This is a genomic window from Microbacterium sp. JZ37 (assembly GCF_035188445.1).
Classification (GTDB): domain Bacteria; phylum Actinomycetota; class Actinomycetes; order Actinomycetales; family Microbacteriaceae; genus Microbacterium; species Microbacterium barkeri.
The window spans coordinates 2,359,317-2,380,086 of record NZ_CP045253.1 but is presented as its reverse complement, the minus strand read 5'-3'; the positions used below and the strand labels follow the sequence as shown (position 1 = coordinate 2,380,086).

Sequence of the window (20,770 nt, the reverse complement as noted above, 5' to 3'; positions counted from 1 at the left end):
CGTCAGACCGTACCCCGCGGGTCGGACAGGCCCTCGATCTCGAGGGGCGGCACGCCGGGCGTCTCGAACCCGAGGACGGCGCCGAGGAACGCGACCTCGGCCTCGAACGAGCGGATGATCGCCTCGCGTCCGCGGAACCCGTGCGCCTCGCCCTCGAACAGCAGGTAGGCGTGCGGGACCCCGTTCGCCGCGAGCGCGTCGCGCAGCGCCTCGGACTGCGAGGGCGGCACGACCGGGTCGTCCGCGCCCTGGAGGATGAGGAGGGGCGTGCGGAGCGCTTCGGGGCGAGACAGCGGCGATCGCCTCGCGTACAGCTCCTCCGCCTCGGGGAGCGGGCCGACGAGGCCGTCGATGTAGCGCGCCTCGAAATCGTGCGTCTCGGCGACGAGCATCCGCAGGTCGGCGACGCCGTAGCGGCTGATCCCGGCCGAGAACACGTCGGTGTCGGCGATCGCGCACAGCACGGTCCATCCGCCCGCCGATCCTCCGCGCACCGCGAGGCGCGCGGGGTCGGCGATGCCGGCTTCGGCGATGCCGCGCGCGGCGGCCGCGACGTCCTCGACGTCGACCACGCCCCATCCGCCCTTGAGGCGCTCGCGGTACGCGCGCCCGTAGCCGGTCGATCCGCCGTAGTTGACATCGAGCACGCCGATGCCCCGGCTCGTGAAGTACGCGACCGCGAGGGAGAGGTCGCCCGAGACGTGCGCGGTCGGGCCGCCGTGCACGAGCACGAGATACGGCGGCAGGTCGCCCTCGGGGCCCGTCGCGAGCGGGTTCGTCGGCGGATACGCGAAGGCGTGCACATCCCCTCGCGGCCCGGGGAACGACAGCGGCAGCGCCTCGGGCATCCACGCCGGGTCGAGGTCGGTCTCCCCGCCGCGCACCGGCGCGAAGGTCCGCGCGTCGACGTCGAGGAGCCAGATGCCGCCCGGCGTCCGCGGACCGGCGCCCGACAGCAGCAGGCGTGCGCCGTCGACGTCCTTGACGAGCATCTGCCCGAGCGGCGTCTCGAGCTCCGTCACCGCCCGCGTTCCGGGATCGACGAGCACGAGCCGGTCGCGTCCGTTCGTCTGCACCGCGGCGATCCGCCCGTCCTCGAGCCGCGCGTACCAGCGGGTGCCGAGATTCCAGAGCGGCCCGCCCGTGTCGGCGTCGGCAGGCAGGAGCGGCTCCACGACGGCGCCTCCGGCCGCGTCGAGCCGGGCGCGGCGGAGGTTCCATCGGGCAGGGCCGCCGGGCGCGGCAGGAGGGTCCGCGACGAACAGGAGCTCATCGTCCGCCGCCCATTCGGGCTGCAGCGCCGACACATCCTGACCGTCCGCGACGCCGCGCCCGCCGGCGAGTGTCGTCCAGCGGCGCACGCGCCCATCCGATTCGATGCGCCCGACGCGCAGCTCCGCGGCATCCCACGGCATGTCCGGATGGTCCCACGCGATCCACGCGAGCCGGCCAGCGCGCGGTGCGGGGTAGGCGACGAAGTCGCTCCCTGCGACGACGCTCACGATCGCGGACGCGTCCTCCGCCGCACTGCCGTCGAGCGGGATGACGACGATGTCGCGACGGGGAGCCCCCGTGGCGCCCTGCGTCTCGCGGACCGCCCACAGCCGGCCCTCCGCGAGGACGAGGTCGCCGAACGCCATGCCGGTGCCCGCGGGCGTGAGCGGGATGGGCTCCGCATCGGTCGTGCGCAGGTACACGCGCTGATCCGACTGCTCGACGAAGAGGAGCGCGCCGTCGTCGGCCGCGGTCCACGCGCCGCCTCCGTACTCGTGGACGCGCGACCGCGCGCTCCACGGCGCGGGAAGAACGCTCGCGCCGTCGCTCGCCCGCAGCACCGCTGTGCGCCCCCGCTCGGCCGCGACTCCCTCGGCCCACCACACGTCGCCCCCGACGAACCGCGCGTCGCCGAGGCGCGGGGAGTTCCCCGCGATGTCGGACGCCGCGATGGGCGACGGCCACGAGCCGAACGGGAGCGTCTGCGTCATGTCCTCCACGGTAACCGGCGACGTTCCGACACGGAGCGTCACAGATGCTCCCGCGCCCGCGCGCGGGCGACTACGGTCGGGAGAGGAGAGGCCGGATGCGGCGGCAGGGGATCGCCGCGGCGACCGGAGAGCACGGAGGAGGGACATGGCGACGTCGGCCACGCCGTTCTCGTTCGAGCTGTACCCGCCGCGCACGCCCGCGCGCACCGCGGCTCTCGAGGAGACCATCCGCCGCCTGGCCGCAGCAGGCCCGGACTTCCTCTCCGTCACGTACGGCGCGGGCGGCTCCACGGGCGGTGCGTCGCTACGCGTGCTGCGGTGGATCCGCGAGAACACGGACGTCGAGCCGCTCGCTCACCTCACGTGCGTCGGCAACGACTACGCGACGGCGAGCGCCCTCATCCGCGAGTTCCTCGACGCGGGCATCCTCAGCTTCCTCGCCATCCGCGGCGACCCGCCCGCCGGGAAGGATGAGGACGACGCGTTCCTGGGCGACCTGCGGACCTCGGCCGAGCTGGTCCAGCTCATCCACCGCGTGCAGGCCGAGCGCGCTCCCTACGGCGAGACGACGATCCCGGGCGTTCCCGAGGCGGTGCGGGTGGACCGCGCCCCGCGTGCGCGCACGCTCGTCGCGGCCTTCCCCAACGGGCATCCGCGCTCGCGCCATCCGCTCGAGCACCTCGATGCGCTCCTCGCGAAGCAGGCGGCCGGCGCCGAGGCGGCGATCACCCAGCTCTTCTTCCATGCCGACGACTACCTGCGCTTCGTCGATCGCGCCCGGGCCGCGGGCGTGACCATCCCGATCCTCCCCGGCATCATGCCCGTGACCTCTCCCGCCAAGCTCGCGCGCATGCTCGAGCTCACGGGCGAGCCCCTGCCGTCGGAGCTGTCGATCGCGCTCGAGGTCGAGCCGACCCCCGAGGGCCGCAGGGAGATCGGCATCGCCTACGCGGCGGACCTCGCGCGCGAGGTGCTCGCCGGCGGGGCCCCGGGCATCCACCTCTACGCCTTCAACGAGCACGAGACCGTGCTCGCGGTGCTGCGCGAAGCCGGGGTCGCGCTGCGCGAGACCGCGGCTTCCTGACCGCCGGTTCGCTCCCGGCACACGAGGAGGGCGGGAGCCGACCGGCTCCCGCCCTCCTCGTCTGCGCCGTCAGACCGCGCGCAGGATGGCGACGACCTTGCCGAGGACCACAGCGTCGTCGGCGAGGATCGGCTCGAACGCCGAGTTGCGCGGGAGGAGCCAGGTGTGGCCGTCGCGCTGACGGAACGTCTTGACGGTCGCCTCGCCGTCGACCATGGCCGCGACGATGTCTCCGTTCTCCGCCGTGCCCTGCGACCGGATGACGACCCAGTCGCCGTCGCAGATCGCCGCGTCGATCATCGACTCGCCGCTGACCTTGAGCATGAACAGCTCGCCCTTGCCGACGAGCTGTCGGGGGAGGGGGAAGATCTCCTCGACCTGCTGCTCGGCCGTGATCGGGACGCCGGCGGCGATGCGGCCGACCAGCGGCACGAGAGCGGCGTCGCCGACCGCGGGGCCCGAGTCGGCCGGGTTCTCGGCCGCCGAGCCCGGGAGATCGATGAGCACCTCCATCGCGCGGGTCTTCCCGGGGTCGCGACGCAGGTAGCCGCTCAGCTCGAGCTGCCCGAGCTGATGCGTCACGCTCGAGAGCGACTTCAGTCCGACCGCGTCGCCGATCTCGCGCATGCTCGGCGGGTAGCCGTTGTGCTGGATGGAGCGCTGGATGACCTCGAGGATGGCCAGCTGCTTGTCGCTCAGGTTCTTGCGCCGCCGCGTGCGCGGCTTCTCCTCGCGCGTGCCCGCATCCGTCATGTCGTGCTCCTTCGCTGCCCCGCTCGAATGTCGGAGGTGCGTGATGTGGTGGTCCCGTCAGGACGACGCTAGCGGATCTCGACGGGATTCCGGGAGATTTGTTCGAGCGTGTCTCGCAGAAGTCGCGAAACCCGTTCGAAGAGAGTTCTTGACACCGCGACCACATCGAAGATAGGTTCGGAACATCACTTCGGGTCCGTCTCTCCCGGCCGAGCAGACGGACTCGAAGTGATCTACAGGAAGGAACCGCCATGCGCACGACCAGCTCCGCTCCGGCACGCTCGACCCGCCTCCGACTCACGGTGCGCGGCCGCCGGGTCCTCGCCGCGCTCGCCGCGGCTCCGCTCGTCGCGGCGATCGGATTCGGGGTGCTCAGCGGCGGCGCGGCCCTCGCCTCGCGCGAGGACAGTGCGCCTGCCGGCACCTTCGACACCGTCACGGTCATGGCGGGCGACACCCTGTGGGACATCGCGCAGGCGGTCGCCCCCGAGGCGGACCCGCGCGACGTCGTCGACGAGATCCTGCACCTCAACCAGCTCCCGGGGAGCGACATCGCCGCGGGGCAGGAGATCGCCATCCCCGCCGCCTACTCGACGGGCGAGTGAGTCCGTCGCGCGCTCTAGCATGGACGGGTGACCGTCTCTCTCGATGACCTCCCCCTGCGCGACGACCTCCGCGGACAGCAGCCCTACGGCGCTCCGCAGGCGCCGCTGCCCGTCGCGCTGAACGTCAACGAGAACACGCACCCGATCCCCGACGAGGTCGCCGACGACATCGCGGACTCGGTGGCCCTCGCGCTGCGGGATGTGAACCGCTACCCGGATCGCGAGTTCACGGCGCTCCGCGAGGGGTTCGCGGAGTACCTCGGGCACGGGCTCGAGCCCGAGCAGATCTGGGCCGCGAACGGCTCGAACGAAGTGCTGCAGCACCTCCTCCAGGCGTTCGCCGGACCGGGGCGGACGGCGTTCGGCTTCGCCCCCACCTACTCGATGTACACGCTGCTGACGCGCGGCGTCGGCGCGACGTTCGTCTCGGGGGAGCGGGGGGCGAACTTCTCCCTCACGCCCGAGAGCGCGGCCGCGCAGGTCGCGGAGGCCAGGCCCGACGTCGTGTTCCTGTGCGCACCGAACAACCCGACGGGGACGCCGCTCGAGAACGACGTCGTGGAAGCCGTCTACGACGCGACCGACGGCATCGTCATCGTCGACGAGGCGTACCGCGAGTTCGCGCCGCGCGACGTGCCCTCGGCGCTCCAGCTGCTGCCCGGGCGGCCCCGGCTCGTCGTCTCGCGCACCATGAGCAAGGCGTTCGCCTTCGCGGGCGCGCGCGTCGGCTACCTCGCCGCGGACCCCGCGGTCGTCGACGCCCTCCGCCTCGTCCGCCTCCCGTACCACCTCAGCGCGCTCACGCAGGCGGCGGCCTCCGCGGCCCTGCGTCACGCCGACACGATGCTCGCGATGGTCGACGAGATCGTCGAGCAGCGCGACCGGATCTCGGCCACGCTCGAGGCGCTCGGCTACACCGTGTACCCGACGTGGTCGAACTTCGTCCTGTTCGGCGGCGTGGAGGATCCGCACGCGACCTGGCAGGCGCTCTACGACCGCGGCGTGCTCATCCGCGACATCGGGATCCCCGGACACCTCCGGGTGACCGCGGGGACCGAGGACGAGACGAGCGCCTTCCTCGACGCGCTCGCCGAGATCGGCCGCTGAGCGCGCGAGGAGCCCGGTCGGGTCGCGCCGGTAGAATCGGAGCATGACCCGTACCGCGCGCCGCACCCGTTCCACGAGCGAGTCGAGCATCGAGCTCGAGCTCGACCTCGACGGAACGGGCAGGAGCAGCATCGACACGAGCGTGCCGTTCTTCGACCACATGCTCACGGCGTTCGCGAAGCACTCGCTCACCGATCTGACCGTGAAGGCGACCGGCGACACCCACATCGACGCGCATCACACGGTCGAGGACACGGCGATCGTGCTCGGGCAGGCCATCCGCGAGGCACTGGGCGACAAGGCCGGGATCTCGCGCTACGGCGACGCCCTCGTCCCGCTCGACGAGGCGCTGGCACAGGCCGTCGTCGACATCTCGGGGCGTCCCTACCTCGTGCACACGGGGGAGCCGGCGGGCTTCGAGCAGCACCTCATCGGCGGCCACTTCACGGGCTCGCTCGTGCGCCACACGTTCGAGGCCCTCGCGTTCAACGCGGGCCTGACCGTGCACGTCCGCGTGCTGAACGGCCGCGACCCGCACCACATCGCCGAAGCGGAGTACAAGGCCTTCGCGCGCGCGTTCCGTCAGGCCAAGGCCCTCGACCCGCTCGTCGAGGGCATCCCCTCGACCAAGGGCGCGCTGTGAGCGGCGAGCGACCGAGCGTCGCGGTGCTCGACTACGGGTCGGGCAACGTGCACTCCGCCGTCAAGGCGCTCGAGGCCGCGGGCGCCGACGTCGAGCTGACGCGCGACCGCGAGGCGGTGCTCGCGGCCGACGGGCTGCTCGTGCCCGGCGTCGGCGCGTTCCAGGCGGTCATGGAGCAGCTGAACGCGATCCGCGGCGGCGAGCTCATCGAGCGCCGCCTCGCGGGAGGGCGCCCCGTCCTCGGGATCTGCGTCGGCATGCAGGTGCTCTTCGCCCGCGGCATCGAGCGCGGGGTCGAGACGGAGGGCCTCGCGGAGTGGCCGGGGACCGTGACCGAGCTCGACGCCCCGGTCGTGCCGCACATGGGCTGGAACACCGTCGAGGCGGGGGAGCGCTCGCGCCTCTTCCAGGGGCTCGAGTCCGAGCGGTTCTACTTCGTGCACTCCTACGCCGCGCAGCAGTGGGAGCTCGAGGTCGATCCGCCGTTCCCGCAGCCCGTCCTGACGTGGGCGACGCATGGCGGCCGGTTCCTCGCCGCGGTCGAGAACGGACCGCTCAGCGCGACGCAGTTCCACCCCGAGAAGTCGGGCGAGGCGGGCATCCGCCTGCTCCGCAACTGGGTCGACGGGCTGCGCCGCGCAGGCTGAGCCGCGTCGACTTGGAGTCGGGGGCGGCACGGGTCTAGTCTCTTGACTCGTGCGTCGGCAGGAGATGCCTGCGAGCACGAGGTGACATGAACGATTTCGCATCCACTCCCGCTCTCACCCTCCTCCCTGCCGTCGACGTCGCGGACGGCAAGGCCGTCCGCCTGACGCAGGGCGAGGCCGGTTCGGAGACGAGCTACGGCGACCCCATCGAGGCCGCGGAGAACTGGAAGAGCCAGGGGGCGGACTGGATCCACCTCGTCGACCTCGACGCCGCGTTCGGCCGCGGCAGCAACGCCGGCATCCTGCGCAAGGTGATCAAGCACATGCGCGGCGTCAACGTCGAGCTGTCCGGTGGCATCCGGGACGACTCCTCGCTCGAGGCTGCGCTCGAGAGCGGCGCCCAGCGCATCAACCTCGGCACGGCGGCCCTCGAGAACCCCGAGTGGACGGCCTCCGTGATCAGCCGCTACGGCGAGGCGATCGCGGTCGGCCTCGATGTGCGCGGGACGACGCTGGCCGCGCGCGGCTGGACCCAGGACGGCGGCGACCTCTGGGAGGTGCTCGACCGCCTCGAGGAGGCCGGCTGCAGCCGCTATGTCGTCACGGACGTCACCAAGGACGGCACGCTGCGCGGCCCCAACATCGAGCTGCTCCGCGAGATGGCGCAGCGCACGCCCAAGCCGATCGTCGCCTCGGGTGGCGTGTCGAGCCTCGACGACATCGTCGCGCTGCGCGAGCTCGTGCCGCTCGGCGTCGAAGGGGCGATCGTGGGCAAGGCGCTCTACGCCGGTGCGTTCACGCTCGCCGAGGCACTGGATGTCGCGGGGTACTGACAACTCCGCCGACTCCGCCGGCGTCCCCTGGGAGGGCCGCCGGTTCCAGCCGAACCCGGCGGCAGGCGACGACGGCTCAGCCGATCCCGCCCTGTGGGAGGCGCTGACGTCGTTCCGTGCCGGGACCGGCTCTCAGCGCGCGGTCGTCGACGCCCTGCGGACGGCGCGCGTGCTCGTGCCGCTCGTCGCGGAGAAGGGCGACGAGGGCGTCGGGCCGAACGGCCTCACGGTCGACAAGACCCAGGAGCTCTCGATCGTGACGGTGGCCGCGCCAGACGGGCGCAAGGTGCTTCCGCTCTTCTCCTCCGTCGACACCATGTCCGCGTGGGACCCGAAGGCGCGGCCGATCCCGGTTGCGGGCACGCGCGCTGCGCTCTCGGCGGCGGGCGAGGACACCGACCTCATCGTGCTCGACCCGACGAGCCCGACCGAGTTCGTCGTGCGCCGCCCTGCCGTGTGGGCGATCGCGCAGGATCAGGGGTGGGAGCCCGCCCCGGCCAATCCCGACGTCTTCCTCGGGCTGCAGGACAGCGTGGCGGGGGAGCTCGCCGTCGTCGATGTCGGCGTGGAGGCAGGGGATCCGGGCGCGCGGCTCGCCGGCCCGGAGCTCATCGTGCGCCTGAAGCTCATCGCGGGCCTCGACCGGTCCGAGCTCGACGCCGTCCTCCAGCGTCTCGCGCGCCGCTGGGCCGCCGACGACCGGATCGCCGTGCTCGTCGACTCGCTCCAGGTCAAACTCGACGCCGCCTGAGACGTGGGGCCGCCGCGTCGGGCGTCAGACGACCGGCCCCGTCCACTTCTCGCCCGGCCCCTTGCCGGGGGCGTCGGGGATCGTCGACAGCTCGCGGAAGCGCAGCTGAAGCGAGCGCAGGCCATCCCGGATCGGCCGCGCGTGCATGTCGCTGATCTCGGGCGCCGCGGCCGTGACGAGGCCCGCGAGGGCGTTGATGAGCTTGCGCGCCTCGTCGAGATCGACGAGGTCGTCGGCGTCCGGCGAGTCGGCGAGACCGAGCTTGACGGCGGCGGCGCTCATGAGGTGCACGCAGCCGGAGGCGATGACCTCGACGGCCGCGACGTCGGCGATGTCGCGGACGGCGTCTGTCGCCGCCGACGCCTGCTCCTGCTCCTCCCATCGCGCGTGGCGCTCGGGGTCGAAGGGGGAGTTGTCCGCGGGAATGGCGCTCATGGTCCGCTCTCTGTTAGACTTCTGCGGGCTCCGGAGTGCTCTCCGGACGAAAGAGGATTCAGTTCCCACCCGCGCTTGCCGTTCCAGGCTACCGGGTCATGCACACTCCGCTCGCGTCTGCGCGAGTCGATCAGGGTGTCGAGCCGATGCGTGTCGTCGTGCTCGGGTGGATGCTGAAGACTCTCCCGCCCGCAGCCGCGACCCTCGCAGCTGCGGAGGCTCGAATCTCGCACCCAAGGAGTTCCGCATCAGCGATCCCCGCACCAACGAGCGCATCCGCGTGCCAGAGGTCCGACTCGTCGGCCCGGCAGGCGAGCAGATCGGCGTCGTCCGTATCGAGGTGGCTCTGCGCCTGGCGCAGGAGGCAGACCTCGACCTCGTCGAGGTGGCCCCCAACTCTCGTCCTCCCGTGGTCAAGATCATGGACTACGGGAAGTTCAAGTACGAGGCCGCCCAGAAGGCCAAGGAAGCACGCCGCAACCAGGCGAACACGGTCCTCAAGGAGGTCCGCTTCCGCCTGAAGATCGACCAGCACGACTACGACACCAAGCGCAAGCGTGCCGAGGGCTTCCTGCAGGCCGGCGACAAGGTCAAGGCGATGATCCTCTTCCGCGGACGCGAGCAGTCGCGTCCCGATCAGGGCGTGCGCCTGCTGCAGAAGTTCGCCGAGGACGTCTCGGAGTTCGGCTCCGTGGAGTCGCGCCCGACGATCGACGGCCGCAACATGGTGATGGTGATCGCTCCGCACAAGAACAAGTCGGAGGCGAAGGCCGAGCAGAACGCCGCCCGCGCAGCCAACAAGCAGGCGCAGCGCGAGGCCAAGGCCGCTCCCGCCGGGGAGTAGTCCCGAGAACTTCCCGCCGCGGCGGGTTGCACACAACGTCGCCCCGTGGGGCGCAGACGTAAGGAAAAGAAGAAGATGCCGAAGCAGAAGACCCACTCGGGCAGCAAGAAGCGCTTCAAGATCACCGGCAGCGGCAAGATCAAGAAGCAGCAGGCGAACATGCGTCACAACCTCGAGCACAAGTCGAGCCGCCGCACCCGCCGCCTGAACCAGGACCAGGTCATCTCTGGCAACGACCTCAAGGTCGTCAAGAAGCTCCTCGGTCGCTGACCGCGACGCACGTTCGTTAGGAAGTATGAAGAATGGCTAGAGTCAAGCGCGCAGTCAATGCGCAGAAGAAGCGTCGCGTCATCCTCGAGCGCGCCTCGGGCTACCGCGGACAGCGTTCGCGTCTGTACCGGAAGGCGAAGGAGCAGGTCACCCACTCGCTCGTCTACGCGTACCGTGACCGCCGCCAGCGCAAGGGCGACTTCCGTCGCCTGTGGATCCAGCGCATCAACGCTGCGAGCCGCGCCAACGGCCTCACCTACAACCGCCTCATCCAGGGCCTCGGCCTCGCGGGTGTCGAGGTGGACCGCCGCATGCTGGCCGAGCTCGCCGTGAACGAGCCCGCCACGTTCGCCGCGCTCGTCGACGTCGCCAAGAAGGCGCTGCCGGGCGACGTGAACGCGCCGAAGTCGGCTGCGTGATCTGACACGATCTCCGCAAGAGGGCGTCCCGTGAGGGGCGCCCTCTTGTCATGTCCCTAGACTTGACATGTGCTGGAGAATCCCCGGTCGCCGCGTGTGCGGGCCGTAGCGAAGCTGGCGAGGCGCGTCGCGCGCAAGGAGACGGGGCTGTTCCTCCTGGAGGGGCCGCAGGCCGTGCGCGAGGCGGTGACCTACCGCCCCGACGTGATCGTCGAGCTCTTCGCGACGCCGACGGCGCTCGAGAAGCACGCCGACCTCCGTGCTCAGCTGATCGACGAGGGCGTCGACATCGAGTTCGTCACCGAGCCCGTCCTCGAGTCGATGGCCGACACGGTCACGCCGCAGGGGTTCGTCGCGGTGGCGAAGCAGAACCCCACGGCGCTGAAGGACGTGTTCGCGGCAGAGCCGCGCCTCATCGCGATCTGCGAGGAGGTGCGCGATCCCGGCAACCTGGGCACGATCATCCGGGCGGCCGATGCCGCGGGCGCGGACGCCGTGATCCTCACGGGCCGCACGGTCGACCCGTACAACCCCAAGGTCGTCCGCTCGACCACCGGGTCGCTCTTCCACGTGCCGGTCGCGGTCGGCGCGGAGCTCGAGGACGTCATCACGCGCGCGAAGGGCGCGGGACTCGCTGTCCTCGCGGCCGACGTGAAGGGCGACGACCTCCTCGCGGCGCGGGAGAGCGGCGCGCTCGCTCGCCCGATGGGATGGCTGTTCGGGAACGAGGCGCGCGGGCTCGCCGACGAGGCGCTCGCCCTCGCCGACGGCGCGCTGCGCCTCCCCATCTACGGGAAGGCCGAGTCGCTCAACCTCGCGACCGCCGCGAGCGTGTGCCTCTACGAGACCGCGTTCGCGCAGCGCGCGGCCGGCTGAGCCGCCGTCGACCCGTTACAACTCGGTAAAGGCTCCCGCGTCGGTGTTCAGCCGATGCTCAGAGTGCGCCTAGGGTGGGCCCATGGCTGAGCCCCTCGTCGTCATCAAGGACGTGCAGAAGCACTACGGAGATTTCCACGCCCTGAAGGACATCGACCTCACCGTCGACAAGGGCGAGGTCGTCGTCGTCATCGGGCCGTCCGGCTCGGGCAAATCGACGCTGTGCCGCACGATCAACCGCCTCGAGACGATCACGAGCGGCACGATCACGATCGACGGCAAGGAGCTGCCCAAGGAGGGCAAGGCGCTCGCGAATCTCCGCGCCGAGGTCGGCATGGTGTTCCAGTCGTTCAACCTCTTCTCGCACCTCACGATCCTCGAGAACGTGACCCTCGGCCCGATCCGGGTCCGCGGCATGAAGAAGGCCGACGCCGAGAAGGAGGCCAGGGCGCTGCTCGACCGCGTCGGCGTGGGCCAGCAGGCGTCGAAGCTCCCCGCCCAGCTCTCGGGCGGCCAGCAGCAGCGCGTCGCGATCGCACGCGCTCTCGCGATGCATCCGAAGGTCATGCTCTTCGACGAGCCGACGAGCGCGCTCGACCCCGAGATGATCAACGAGGTGCTCGACGTCATGGTCGGCCTCGCACGAGAGGGCATGACGATGATCGTCGTGACGCACGAGATGGGATTCGCGCGCAAGGCCGCGAATCGCGTCGTGTTCATGGCGGATGGGCAGATCGTCGAGCAGGCGACGCCCGAGGAGTTCTTCACGAATCCCCGGTCGGACCGTGCCAAGGACTTCCTGTCGAAGCTCATCACCCAGTGACGTACCGGGGTCGCGCGGCCACGCGCACGCGACTCGATCTGATCCACGAGAGAGGAAATCACATGCGAAAGTTCCGGAACATCGCGGGCGTCGGCATCGCGGCCGTCGCGCTGCTGGCCCTCGCCGGCTGCAACAGCGGGTCGCCCACGGGTGATGGCGGCACCGGCGGGGACGCGGGTGGCGACGGCGGCGACGAGGCGCTCTGGGAGGTCGCGAGCGACGTCCAGCTCGAGGGCAGCCCGACCTTCGATCGCATGACGGAGGCCGGCGAGGTCGTCATCGGCGTCAAGAACGACCAGCCGGGGCTCGGCTACGAGGACCCGGTGAGCGGCGAGCGCACGGGCTTCGACGTCGACATCGCACGCTGGATCGCCGCGTCGCTCGGATTCAGCGAGGACCAGATCGACTTCCAGACGATCCCCTCGGCGAACCGCGAGCAGGAGATCATCAACGGCAACATCGACTACTACGTCGGCACCTACTCGATGACCGACGCGCGCGACGAGCTCATCGACTTCGCCGGGCCGTACTTCATCACCGGCCAGGGCCTGCTCGTGGCAGCCGACGACGACTCGATCAACGGGCCCGACGACCTCGTCGACAAGGTCACCTGCTCGGTCACGGGCTCGACGCCGCTGCAGCGCATCCGCGAGGAGTACGGCGGCGAGGTCGTCGAGCGCGGCACCTACTCGGAGTGCGTCGAGAACCTGCTCCAGGGCCAGGTCGACGCGATCACGACCGACGAGGCGATCCTCGCGGGCTACGTCCAGGAGCGCCCCGACGAGCTGAAGCTCGCCGGCGAGCCCTTCAGCGAGGAGCGCTACGGCGTCGGCATCGCCGACGGCGACACGGCGCTCCAGGAGCACATCAACACCCTCTTCACCGAGGGCAACGACGTGTGGACCGCCCTGTACGAGCAGTACCTCGAGCCGGCCGGCGTCGTCGCCGAGCAGCCCGAGGTCGACTGATCCCGTGCGGGCCGGGGGCGGCGTCCCCGGCCCGCACCCTCGACGCTGATCGTCTGGAAGGAGAACCGTGGGCGTCATCACCGACAACCTCGACCTGTGGGGCGAGGCGCTGCTCGGCACCCTCAAGCTCTTCTTCGGCGGCGGGCTGCTCGCGCTCGTCCTCGGCATCATCGTCGGGGCCATGCGCGTATCGCCCGTGCCCATCGCCCGGGCGGTCGGCACGCTGTACGTGAACACGATCCGCAACACGCCGCTCACCCTCGTGTTCTTCGGGTTCTCGTTCGCGCTGCCGCCCCTGCTCGGGGTGCGGATGGACTACACGCTGCTCGGCATCTGCGCCCTCGGGATCTACACGGCGACCTACGTGGCCGAGACCATCCGCTCGGGCATCAACACGGTGCCCGTGGGGCAGGCCGAGGCGGCCCGTGCGATCGGCCTGAGCTTCGGGCAGGTCATGACGCTGGTCGTGATGCCGCAGGCGTTCCGGTCGGTGATCCCGCCCATGATGAGCGTGTTCATCGCGCTCCTCAAGAACACGACGGTGGCCGCCGGCTTCTCCGTGCTCAACCTCGGGTCGCTGCGCGACTGGATGAGCGAGCGCGGCGAGAACCAGCTCGTCGTGATCATCTGGGTGATGGTGGTGTTCGTCGCGCTCGTCATGCTGCTGTCGTGGCTGCAGCGGGCGCTCGAGAAGCGTTGGACGGTGTCGCGATGAGCGGAAGCGTTCTCTACGACGTCCCCGGGCCGCGCGCGATCGTCCGGAACCGGATCATCGGCGCCCTCACGATCGTGCTCGTCGCGGCCGTGATCGGATGGCTCGTGTGGCGGCTCGCGGCGACGGGCCAGTTCACGGCGTCCAAGTGGGAGGCGTTCACCTACACCGCGGTGTGGGCGCAGATCGCAGCGGCCACCGGACGGACGCTCGCCGCGTTCGGCCTCGCGGCGGTCGGCGCGCTCATCCTCGGCTTCCTCCTCGCGATCGGCCGCCTGTCGGATCACGCCTGGATCCGCTGGCCCATCGCGACCGTGACCGAGTTCCTGCGCGCGGTCCCCGTGCTCGTCATGATGTTCCTCCTCTACTACGGGCTGCCGGTCGTCGGCATCCGGATGGAGAACTACTGGGTCGTCGTCATCTCGCTCATCGCGTACAACGGCTCCGTGCTCGCGGAGGTCATCCGGGCCGGCGTCCTCGCCCTGCCGAAGGGGCAGAGCGAGGCGGGGTACGCGATCGGACTCGGCAAGTCGGGCGTGATGCGCCTCATCCTGCTGCCGCAGGCGATCCGCGCGATGATGCCGGTGATCATCGCCCAGCTCGTCGTCACCCTCAAGGACACGGCCCTCGGCTTCATCATCACGTACGAGGAGCTGCTGTTCTTCGCGCGCTTCATCGGCTCGCGAGCGCCGCTCGACTCGCCGATCGTCCCGGCGACGATCATCGTCGCGGCCATCTACATCGGCCTCTGCCTCATCCTCTCGGGCATCGCGAGGTACACCGAGAAGCGGATGAGCAGCTCGCCCAAGGTCCGCGGCGGCGCGCCCGATCCGCGTCAGCACGAGGACGCGACGGTCACGTCGGTCATCGCGCAGCAGGGCGCTGACCCCTTCGGCGAGGGCACGAGCGGCCGCTCGGCCTGAGCACGGCGCCCGTCGGCCGGCGTCGCGCCGGGCACGCGGCCCGCTTCTGGAATACTGGCCGCGTGCCTCTCCCCACATCGCGCTCCCACCGGAGCCCTCTGCGTCGCGTCGCGCTCGGAATCGCGGCCGCCCTCGCGATCGCCCTGCTTCCCGCCGCCGGCTCTGTCGCCGCTCCCGTCGCCGATCCGCGTTCCGCGGCGCTCTCGGCGGCCGCCGAGACGGATGTCGCCGACATCCCGACGCCCGAGGACGGCGACTACCTCGGATCGCCCACGGAGGACGAGGCCGACCCGGGAGAGTACTCCGCGCAGGACGACGCGGTCGACGCGGCGACGCTCGCCGGCTTCAACGCGGGCAACCTCATCAGCGACGCGAAGATGTACACCTCGGGCACGATGTCGGCCGCGCAGATCCAGTCTTTCCTCAACGGCAAGGTGCCGAACTGCCATCCGGACTACACGTGCCTCAAGGAGTTCGCGCAGCGGACGACGACGAAGCAGGCGAACGCGTACTGCGCCGGGACGTATCAGGGAGCATCGCGCGAGTCGGCGGCGAACATCATCTCCAAGGTCTCCCGCGCGTGCGGCGTGAGCGAGAAGGTGCTCCTCGTCATGCTCCAGAAGGAGCAGGGCCTCGTCACGCACACCTGGCCGAGCGACTGGCGCTACGACATCGCGATGGGCTACGCCTGCCCGGACGGCGCGGCGTGCGACGAGCGGTACTTCGGCTTCCAGAACCAGGTGTACATGGCGGCGTACCAGCTGCAGCGGTACGCCAAGGACCCGTACTTCAACTGGTACCCCGTCGGGAAGACCTCGCAGGTGCGCTGGCACCCGAATGCGAGCTGCGGATCCGGCCCGGTCCAGATCGCCAACAAGGCGACCGCCGCGCTGTACTACTACACGCCGTATCAGCCGAACGCGGCGTCGCTCGCGGCAGGCTATGGAGCCTCGTCCGACCCCTGTGCGTCGTACGGCAACCGGAACTTCTACAACTACTACACCGACTGGTTCGGGCCCACGGGCGGCGGGTCGGGCGGCAAGGCCGACCCCCGCGACAGCGTCGCGGTGTACCGCTTCTGGAGCCAGAAGTTCGACAACGCGCACTTCTACACCGTGAACCGGTCCGAGGCCCAGACCCTCCACCGGACCGATCGGAACTGGACGTACGAGGGCACCGACTTCCGCGTGTGGCCGGTGTCCAACGGAAGCTGCCGCGCCGGAACGGTCGCCGTCCACCGCTTCTGGTCGTCGTCGTTCGCATCGCACTTCTACACGACCAACGCCCAGGAGGCGCAGAAGGTCCGCACCACCGACCGGAACTGGACGTACGAGGGCATCGGGTTCTGCACCGCCGCCTCCGCCAGCCGCGACACGGTGCCGGTGCACCGCTTCTGGAGCGCGAAGTTCCGCAAGCACTTCTACACCGCGAACGCCGCGGAGGCGCGGCAGCTGCGCGAGGGCGACCGGAACTGGACCTACGAGGGCGTGGCGATGTACGCGCCGTCGTGGGGCCCGCAGCCGCCCGCGCTCTGAGCGCGACGGAGCACGGCGACCGGATGCGCCGTGCTCCGCGGGGCTCAGTCCAGGATCGCCTCGGCCTCGACCTCGACGAGGACGTCCGGCTCGAACAGGTAGTCCACCCCGATGGCCGACAGCGGCGGCAGCGGCCGCGGGATCCCGAGCTCATCGGCGACCCGCTCGATGCCCTCCACGAATGCCGGATACGACTCCGGGGTCCACCGCGTCACGAAGAAGCGCAGGCGCACGACGTCACCGAAGGTGGCACCGGCGCCGGCGAGACCTCGCGCGGTGTTGCGGAGGGCATGGGCGAGCTGCCCGGCCAGGTCGCCCGGCGCCACGGCGCGGCCGGCCTCGTCACGCGCGATCTGGCCGGCGACATGGACGAGACGCGACCCGGTGCTCACCGAGACGTGGTGGTAGGGCACCGGCTGGAACATCCCCTCCGGGGTCAGCAGTTCTACAGTCACGACACGATTCCTTTCCGTTCAGGGATCTCCTGTGTACTCACCGCCGAGAAGGCACTTCAACGAGACGAGGTTTCATGCCGGATACCGACCCGCTCCGACTCGCCGAAGAGCACCGCGATCTCCTCGACCAGCTCCTCGACAAGTGGTCGCTGCGGATTCTCGACACGCTCTGCGAGCGACCGCGGCGCTTCAGCGAGCTGCGCCAGACGATCCCCGCGATCACCCAGAAGTCGCTCACGACTGCTCTGCGCCGCATGGAGCGCAACGGCATGGTCGACCGTGTCGTGCTGAGCACGCGGCCGGTCGCGGTGGAGTACCGCATCAGCGCCCTGGGCCGAACGCTGCAGGACCTCATCGACGCGCTCTACCGCTGGACCACCGCGGCGCTGCCTGCGGTCGAGGCCGCTCGAGCGGCCTTCGACAGCGTGGAGGACGAGGAGCTCGCGGTGCGGATGCGCCGATCGCCGAGCACATCCCGCTCCCTCGCCCGCGCTCTGAGCGCGGCGGAGCACGGCGACCGGCCGACTAGACTCGACTCTCGTGTCTGATGCTCCCGAGATCACGCCCGAAGGGGTCGAAGCAGCCGTCGCGGCCGCGCTCGCCGCGATCGCCGCGGCCCCCGACACCGCGGCCCTGAAAGCCGCCCGCGCCGCGCATGCGGGGGAGGGGTCGCCCCTGGCCGCCTTCAACGCGCAGATGCGCAGCGTGCCGAAGGAGCAGAAGGCCGAGTTCGGCAAGCTCGTCGGGCAGGCACGCGGACGAGTGACGCAGGCCCTGGCCGCGCGCGAGGAGGAGCTCGCGCAGGCCGAGCTGGCCGCCCGGCTCGAGGCCGAGCGGGTCGACATCACGGCCGTCGCGAGCCGCACGCGCACCGGCGCGCGCCATCCGCTCTCGCTCCTGCAGGAGCAGATCGGCGACATCTTCGTCGGCATGGGATGGGAGATCGCGGAGGGACCCGAGCTCGAGCACGAGTGGTTCAACTTCGACGCCCTGAACTTCGACGAGGACCACCCCGCGCGCCAGATGCAGGACACGTTCTTCGTGGACCCGGTCGAGCGCCATCTCGTCATGCGCACGCACACGAGCCCCGTCCAGGTGCGCTCGATGCTCGAGCGCGACCTGCCGGTCTACGTCATCTGCCCCGGCCGTGTGTACCGCACCGACGAGTTCGACGCGACGCATCTGCCTGTCTTCACGCAGTTCGAGGGCCTGGTCGTCGACAAGGGCATCACGATGGCGCACCTCAAGGGCACCCTCGACCACGTCGCACGGCAGCTGTTCGGCGCGGAGGCGAAGACCCGCCTGCGCACCAACTACTTCCCGTTCACCGAGCCGTCGGCCGAGCTCGACCTCTGGCACCCGACCTTCAAGGGCGGCGCGCGGTGGATCGAGTGGGGCGGCTGCGGCATGATCAACCCCAACGTGCTCCGCGCGGCGGGGATCGATCCGGAGGTCTACAGCGGGTTCGCGTTCGGCATGGGCATCGAGCGCACGCTCATGTTCCGCAGCGACGTGAAGGACATGCGCGACATGGCAGAGGGCGATGTGCGCTTCAGCGAGCAGTTCGGGATGGTGGTGTGATGCGCGTCCCGCTTTCGTGGCTGCGTGAGTACGTCGATCTTCCGCAGGAGGCGACCCCCGAGGACGTCCTCGCTGCGCTCGTGCGCGTCGGGTTCGAGGAGGAGGATGTCGTCCGCTTCGACCTGACCGGCCCGATCGTCGTGGGCCGGGTGCTCTCCTTCGAGGAGGAGCCGCAGAAGAACGGCAAGACGATCCGCTGGTGCCAGGTCGACGTCGGAGAGGCGGAGCCGCGCGGCATCGTCTGCGGCGCGAGCAACTTCTTCCCCGGCGACAAGATCGTCGCGACGCTCCCCGGCGCCGTCCTGCCCGGACCCTTCCCGATCGCGGCCCGCAAGACGTACGGTCACCTGTCGGATGGCATGATCGCCTCCGCGCGCGAGCTCGGCCTGGGCGACGAGCACAACGGCATCCTCCGTCTCGTCGAGCTCGGCCTCGACCCGGAGGTCGGCGCCGACGCGATCGCCCTCCTCGGCCTCGATGACGCGGCGGTCGACGTCAACGTCACGCCCGACCGCGGCTACGCGCTGTCGATCCGAGGCATCGCACGCGAGTACGCGCACGCCACCGGCGCGGCGTTCCGCGACCCCGCCGAGCTCGCCGACGTCGCGTCGGGCGAGGGCTTCCCGGTGTCGGTCGTCGACACGCGGCCCATCCGGGGGCGCGTGGGCGCGACGGAGTTCGTCACGCGGGTCGTCCGCGACGTCGACACATCGAAGCCGACGCCGCCGTGGATGATCGCGCGGCTGTCGCTCGCAGGTGTGCGCTCGCTCGGCATCCTCGTGGACATCACCAACTACGTCATGCTCGAGCTCGGCAACCCGATCCACGGCTACGACCTCGACAAGCTCTCGGGCGGCATCACGGTCCGCCGAGCGGATCCGGGCGAGAAGCTCGAGACGCTCGACGGCCAGGTGCGCACGCTCGACCCGGAGGACCTCCTCATCGCCGATGAGTCGGGCCCGATCGGCCTCGCCGGCGTGATGGGCGGTGCGACGACCGAGATGGGCGACGACACCAGGAACGTCCTCATCGAGGCCGCGACGTTCGACGCGGTCTCGATCGCGCGCACGGCGCGCCGGCACAAGCTGTCGAGCGATGCGTCGCGTCGGTTCGAGCGCGGGGTTGACCCGGCCATCCCGTACGCGGCGGCGCAGCGCGCGGTCGACCTCATGGTCGAGCTCGCAGGCGGAACGGCGGACGAGCTGGGCAGCGCGCTGTACGCCGAGCAGGTGTCCGAGGGGATCGAGCTCCCCGCGGCCTTCGTGCCCGGCATCGTGGGCGTCGACTACACAGACGACGAGATCGTGGGCGCCCTCGAGATGATCGGCGCCCAGGTGGCCGCCGTCGATGGCGGATGGCAGGTCATCCCGCCGTCCTGGCGTCCGGACCTCACCGACAAGTGGACGCTCGCGGAGGAGGTCGCGCGCATCCACGGGCTCGACCGCATCCCGTCGATCCTCCCGACTCCGCCGTCGGGACGCGGCTACACGCCCCTGCAGCAGGGGCGCCGCCGCGTCGCGAACGCGCTCGCGGCCGCGGGCTTCGTGGAGACCCCCGCCTTCCCGTTCACGACGCAGGAGCAGAACGACCTGCACGGGTCGGCGTCGGGAGAGCGCCTGCCGAGCGTCCGGCTCGCGAACGCGCTCGACGGCCAGGCCCCGTACCTGCGCCGATCGCTCATCCCGGGCCTGCTGCAGACCGCGCACCGGAACCTCGCGCGCGGTCTGACCGATCTGGCGCTCTTCGAGGTCGGCACCGTCTTCCTCCCCGAGCCCGGCATGACCTACGGGACCGACACCATCCCGCCGCTCGCCGTGCGACCCGACGCGACCACGCTCGCCGCGATCGACGCCTCCATCCCGGAGCAGCCGCGCCGGATCGCGTTCCTGCTCGCGGGCAGCATCGCGCCGAAGCAGCCCGGTCGCGCGGCCGAGGGCGCCGGACTCGAGGTCGCCCTCGACGCGGTCCGGCTGATCGCCGCGGCCGCAGGCGTCGAGATCGACGTCGTCCAGGGCGAGCGCGCGGCGCTGCATCCGGGCCGCACCGGCCTGCTCTCCGTGGGCGGCGACGTCGTGGGGTACGTGGGCGAGCTGCTCCCGCAGGTCGCCGACGAGGCCGACCTCGTCGGGCGGGTCACCGTCGGCGAGATCGACCTCGACGCCGTGCTCGATCGCGCGGGCGATCGCGTCGTCGCCGAGTCGCTGTCGACGTTCCCCGCCGCGACGCAGGACGTCTCGCTCATCGTCCCGGCCGATCTGCCGGCGGCCTCGCTCCGCGCCGCGCTCGCCGAGGGGGCCGGCTCCCTGCTCGAGTCGCTGCGCCTCGTGGACGACTACCGCGGTCAGGGTGTGCCCGAGGGATCGAAGAGCCTCACGTTCGCGCTGCGCTTCCGCGCACCGGACCGCACGCTCACCGCCGCCGAGGCATCCGACGCGAAGCTCGCCGGAGTGGCCGTCGCGAGCGAGCGCTTCGGCGCGCAGCTGCGCGACTGAGACGGCGCGTGCACGGCGAGACCCCGCTC

At 71.0% G+C, this 20,770-nt stretch carries 23 protein-coding genes; 19 read left to right on the top strand and 4 right to left on the bottom strand.

Going from position 1 to position 20,770, the window contains the following annotated elements; genetic code table 11:
* Nucleotides 1-2 precede the first annotated feature (2 nt).
* Nucleotides 3-1,985, bottom strand: coding sequence for an alpha/beta hydrolase family protein (locus tag GC092_RS11015; RefSeq protein WP_324011942.1), 1,983 nt, complete (start codon nucleotides 1,983-1,985; stop codon nucleotides 3-5).
* A gap of 145 nt (nucleotides 1,986-2,130) precedes the next feature.
* Between GC092_RS11015 and GC092_RS11010 the strand changes: the two genes are divergently transcribed.
* Nucleotides 2,131-3,069: a methylenetetrahydrofolate reductase gene (locus tag GC092_RS11010; protein WP_324011941.1), complete on the top strand. Its 939-nt coding sequence runs from the start codon at nucleotides 2,131-2,133 to the stop codon at nucleotides 3,067-3,069.
* 69 nt (nucleotides 3,070-3,138) lie between these two features.
* Here the strand turns inward: GC092_RS11010 and lexA are convergent, their stop codons facing one another.
* Nucleotides 3,139-3,822 carry a transcriptional repressor LexA gene (gene lexA, locus GC092_RS11005; protein ID WP_271174258.1) on the bottom strand — a complete coding sequence of 228 codons (684 nt, stop codon included), beginning with the start codon at nucleotides 3,820-3,822 and terminating at the stop codon, nucleotides 3,139-3,141.
* 251 nt (nucleotides 3,823-4,073) lie between these two features.
* On the opposite strand from lexA, the gene GC092_RS11000 reads away from it, so the two are divergent.
* From GC092_RS11000 to GC092_RS10975, 6 genes are all read left to right on the top strand, one after another.
* Complete coding sequence (locus GC092_RS11000) at nucleotides 4,074-4,427, top strand: LysM peptidoglycan-binding domain-containing protein (RefSeq protein WP_271174259.1); 354 nt, start codon at nucleotides 4,074-4,076, stop codon at nucleotides 4,425-4,427.
* A 27-nt stretch (nucleotides 4,428-4,454) separates the two neighbouring features.
* Nucleotides 4,455-5,534, top strand: a complete 1,080-nt coding sequence (locus tag GC092_RS10995) for a histidinol-phosphate transaminase (protein WP_282980027.1) — start codon at nucleotides 4,455-4,457, stop codon at nucleotides 5,532-5,534.
* A 43-nt stretch (nucleotides 5,535-5,577) separates the two neighbouring features.
* Nucleotides 5,578-6,177, top strand: coding sequence for an imidazoleglycerol-phosphate dehydratase HisB (hisB, locus tag GC092_RS10990; RefSeq protein WP_271174261.1), 600 nt, complete (start codon nucleotides 5,578-5,580; stop codon nucleotides 6,175-6,177).
* Nucleotides 6,174-6,824, top strand: coding sequence for an imidazole glycerol phosphate synthase subunit HisH (gene hisH / locus GC092_RS10985; protein WP_324011938.1), 651 nt, complete (start codon nucleotides 6,174-6,176; stop codon nucleotides 6,822-6,824). The genes hisB and hisH overlap by 4 nt, the downstream gene beginning before the upstream one ends.
* An 86-nt stretch (nucleotides 6,825-6,910) precedes the next feature.
* A complete protein-coding gene (gene priA / locus GC092_RS10980; protein ID WP_324011937.1) occupies nucleotides 6,911-7,657 on the top strand; it encodes a bifunctional 1-(5-phosphoribosyl)-5-((5-phosphoribosylamino)methylideneamino)imidazole-4-carboxamide isomerase/phosphoribosylanthranilate isomerase PriA in 747 nt (248 codons plus the stop codon).
* Nucleotides 7,641-8,408: an SseB family protein gene (locus GC092_RS10975; protein ID WP_324011936.1), complete on the top strand. Its 768-nt coding sequence runs from the start codon at nucleotides 7,641-7,643 to the stop codon at nucleotides 8,406-8,408. The genes priA and GC092_RS10975 overlap by 17 nt, the downstream gene beginning before the upstream one ends.
* A gap of 24 nt (nucleotides 8,409-8,432) precedes the next feature.
* Here the strand turns inward: GC092_RS10975 and GC092_RS10970 are convergent, their stop codons facing one another.
* On the bottom strand, nucleotides 8,433-8,843 hold the full coding sequence (locus tag GC092_RS10970) for a DUF1844 domain-containing protein (RefSeq protein WP_271174265.1): 411 nt from the start codon (nucleotides 8,841-8,843) through the stop codon (nucleotides 8,433-8,435).
* Nucleotides 8,844-9,090: 247 nt separating this feature from the next.
* Between GC092_RS10970 and infC the strand changes: the two genes are divergently transcribed.
* From infC to GC092_RS10925, 9 genes are all read left to right on the top strand, one after another.
* The gene (gene infC, locus GC092_RS10965; protein WP_310090211.1) at nucleotides 9,091-9,687 is read left to right on the top strand and encodes a translation initiation factor IF-3; all 597 of its coding nucleotides are present in this window, start codon (nucleotides 9,091-9,093) and stop codon (nucleotides 9,685-9,687) included.
* A 75-nt stretch (nucleotides 9,688-9,762) separates the two neighbouring features.
* Nucleotides 9,763-9,957, top strand: a complete 195-nt coding sequence (gene rpmI, locus GC092_RS10960) for a 50S ribosomal protein L35 (RefSeq protein WP_259606271.1) — start codon at nucleotides 9,763-9,765, stop codon at nucleotides 9,955-9,957.
* A 32-nt stretch (nucleotides 9,958-9,989) separates the two neighbouring features.
* Nucleotides 9,990-10,376, top strand: a complete 387-nt coding sequence (gene rplT, locus GC092_RS10955) for a 50S ribosomal protein L20 (protein ID WP_271174267.1) — start codon at nucleotides 9,990-9,992, stop codon at nucleotides 10,374-10,376.
* Nucleotides 10,377-10,445: 69 nt separating this feature from the next.
* Nucleotides 10,446-11,252, top strand: coding sequence for a TrmH family RNA methyltransferase (locus GC092_RS10950; RefSeq protein WP_324011932.1), 807 nt, complete (start codon nucleotides 10,446-10,448; stop codon nucleotides 11,250-11,252).
* An 82-nt stretch (nucleotides 11,253-11,334) separates the two neighbouring features.
* Nucleotides 11,335-12,075: an amino acid ABC transporter ATP-binding protein gene (locus GC092_RS10945; RefSeq protein ID WP_271174269.1), complete on the top strand. Its 741-nt coding sequence runs from the start codon at nucleotides 11,335-11,337 to the stop codon at nucleotides 12,073-12,075.
* Between the two features lie 62 nt (nucleotides 12,076-12,137).
* Nucleotides 12,138-13,043 carry a glutamate ABC transporter substrate-binding protein gene (locus tag GC092_RS10940; RefSeq protein WP_271174270.1) on the top strand — a complete coding sequence of 302 codons (906 nt, stop codon included), beginning with the start codon at nucleotides 12,138-12,140 and terminating at the stop codon, nucleotides 13,041-13,043.
* Nucleotides 13,044-13,110: 67 nt separating this feature from the next.
* Nucleotides 13,111-13,758, top strand: a complete 648-nt coding sequence (locus tag GC092_RS10935; RefSeq protein WP_271174271.1) for an amino acid ABC transporter permease — start codon at nucleotides 13,111-13,113, stop codon at nucleotides 13,756-13,758.
* Nucleotides 13,755-14,678, top strand: a complete 924-nt coding sequence (locus GC092_RS10930) for an amino acid ABC transporter permease (RefSeq protein WP_271174272.1) — start codon at nucleotides 13,755-13,757, stop codon at nucleotides 14,676-14,678. Before GC092_RS10935 ends, GC092_RS10930 begins: the two co-directional genes overlap by 4 nt.
* A gap of 62 nt (nucleotides 14,679-14,740) precedes the next feature.
* Nucleotides 14,741-16,213: a hypothetical protein gene (locus GC092_RS10925; protein ID WP_324011926.1), complete on the top strand. Its 1,473-nt coding sequence runs from the start codon at nucleotides 14,741-14,743 to the stop codon at nucleotides 16,211-16,213.
* A gap of 44 nt (nucleotides 16,214-16,257) precedes the next feature.
* Here GC092_RS10925 and GC092_RS10920 read toward each other — a convergent pair whose 3' ends face one another.
* Nucleotides 16,258-16,668, bottom strand: a complete 411-nt coding sequence (locus GC092_RS10920; protein WP_324011925.1) for a RidA family protein — start codon at nucleotides 16,666-16,668, stop codon at nucleotides 16,258-16,260.
* Nucleotides 16,669-16,742: 74 nt separating this feature from the next.
* Here GC092_RS10920 and GC092_RS10915 point away from each other — a divergent pair, with 74 nt between their 5' ends.
* Genes GC092_RS10915 through pheT form a run of 3 tightly spaced genes read left to right on the top strand, consistent with a single transcriptional unit; the run spans nucleotide 16,743 to nucleotide 20,741 of the window.
* A complete protein-coding gene (locus GC092_RS10915; protein ID WP_324011923.1) occupies nucleotides 16,743-17,216 on the top strand; it encodes a winged helix-turn-helix transcriptional regulator in 474 nt (157 codons plus the stop codon).
* Complete coding sequence (pheS, locus tag GC092_RS10910; protein WP_271174276.1) at nucleotides 17,209-18,249, top strand: phenylalanine--tRNA ligase subunit alpha; 1,041 nt, start codon at nucleotides 17,209-17,211, stop codon at nucleotides 18,247-18,249. The genes GC092_RS10915 and pheS overlap by 8 nt, the downstream gene beginning before the upstream one ends.
* Nucleotides 18,249-20,741, top strand: a complete 2,493-nt coding sequence (pheT, locus tag GC092_RS10905) for a phenylalanine--tRNA ligase subunit beta (protein ID WP_324011919.1) — start codon at nucleotides 18,249-18,251, stop codon at nucleotides 20,739-20,741. The genes pheS and pheT overlap by 1 nt, the downstream gene beginning before the upstream one ends.
* Nucleotides 20,742-20,770: the final 29 nt, after the last annotated feature.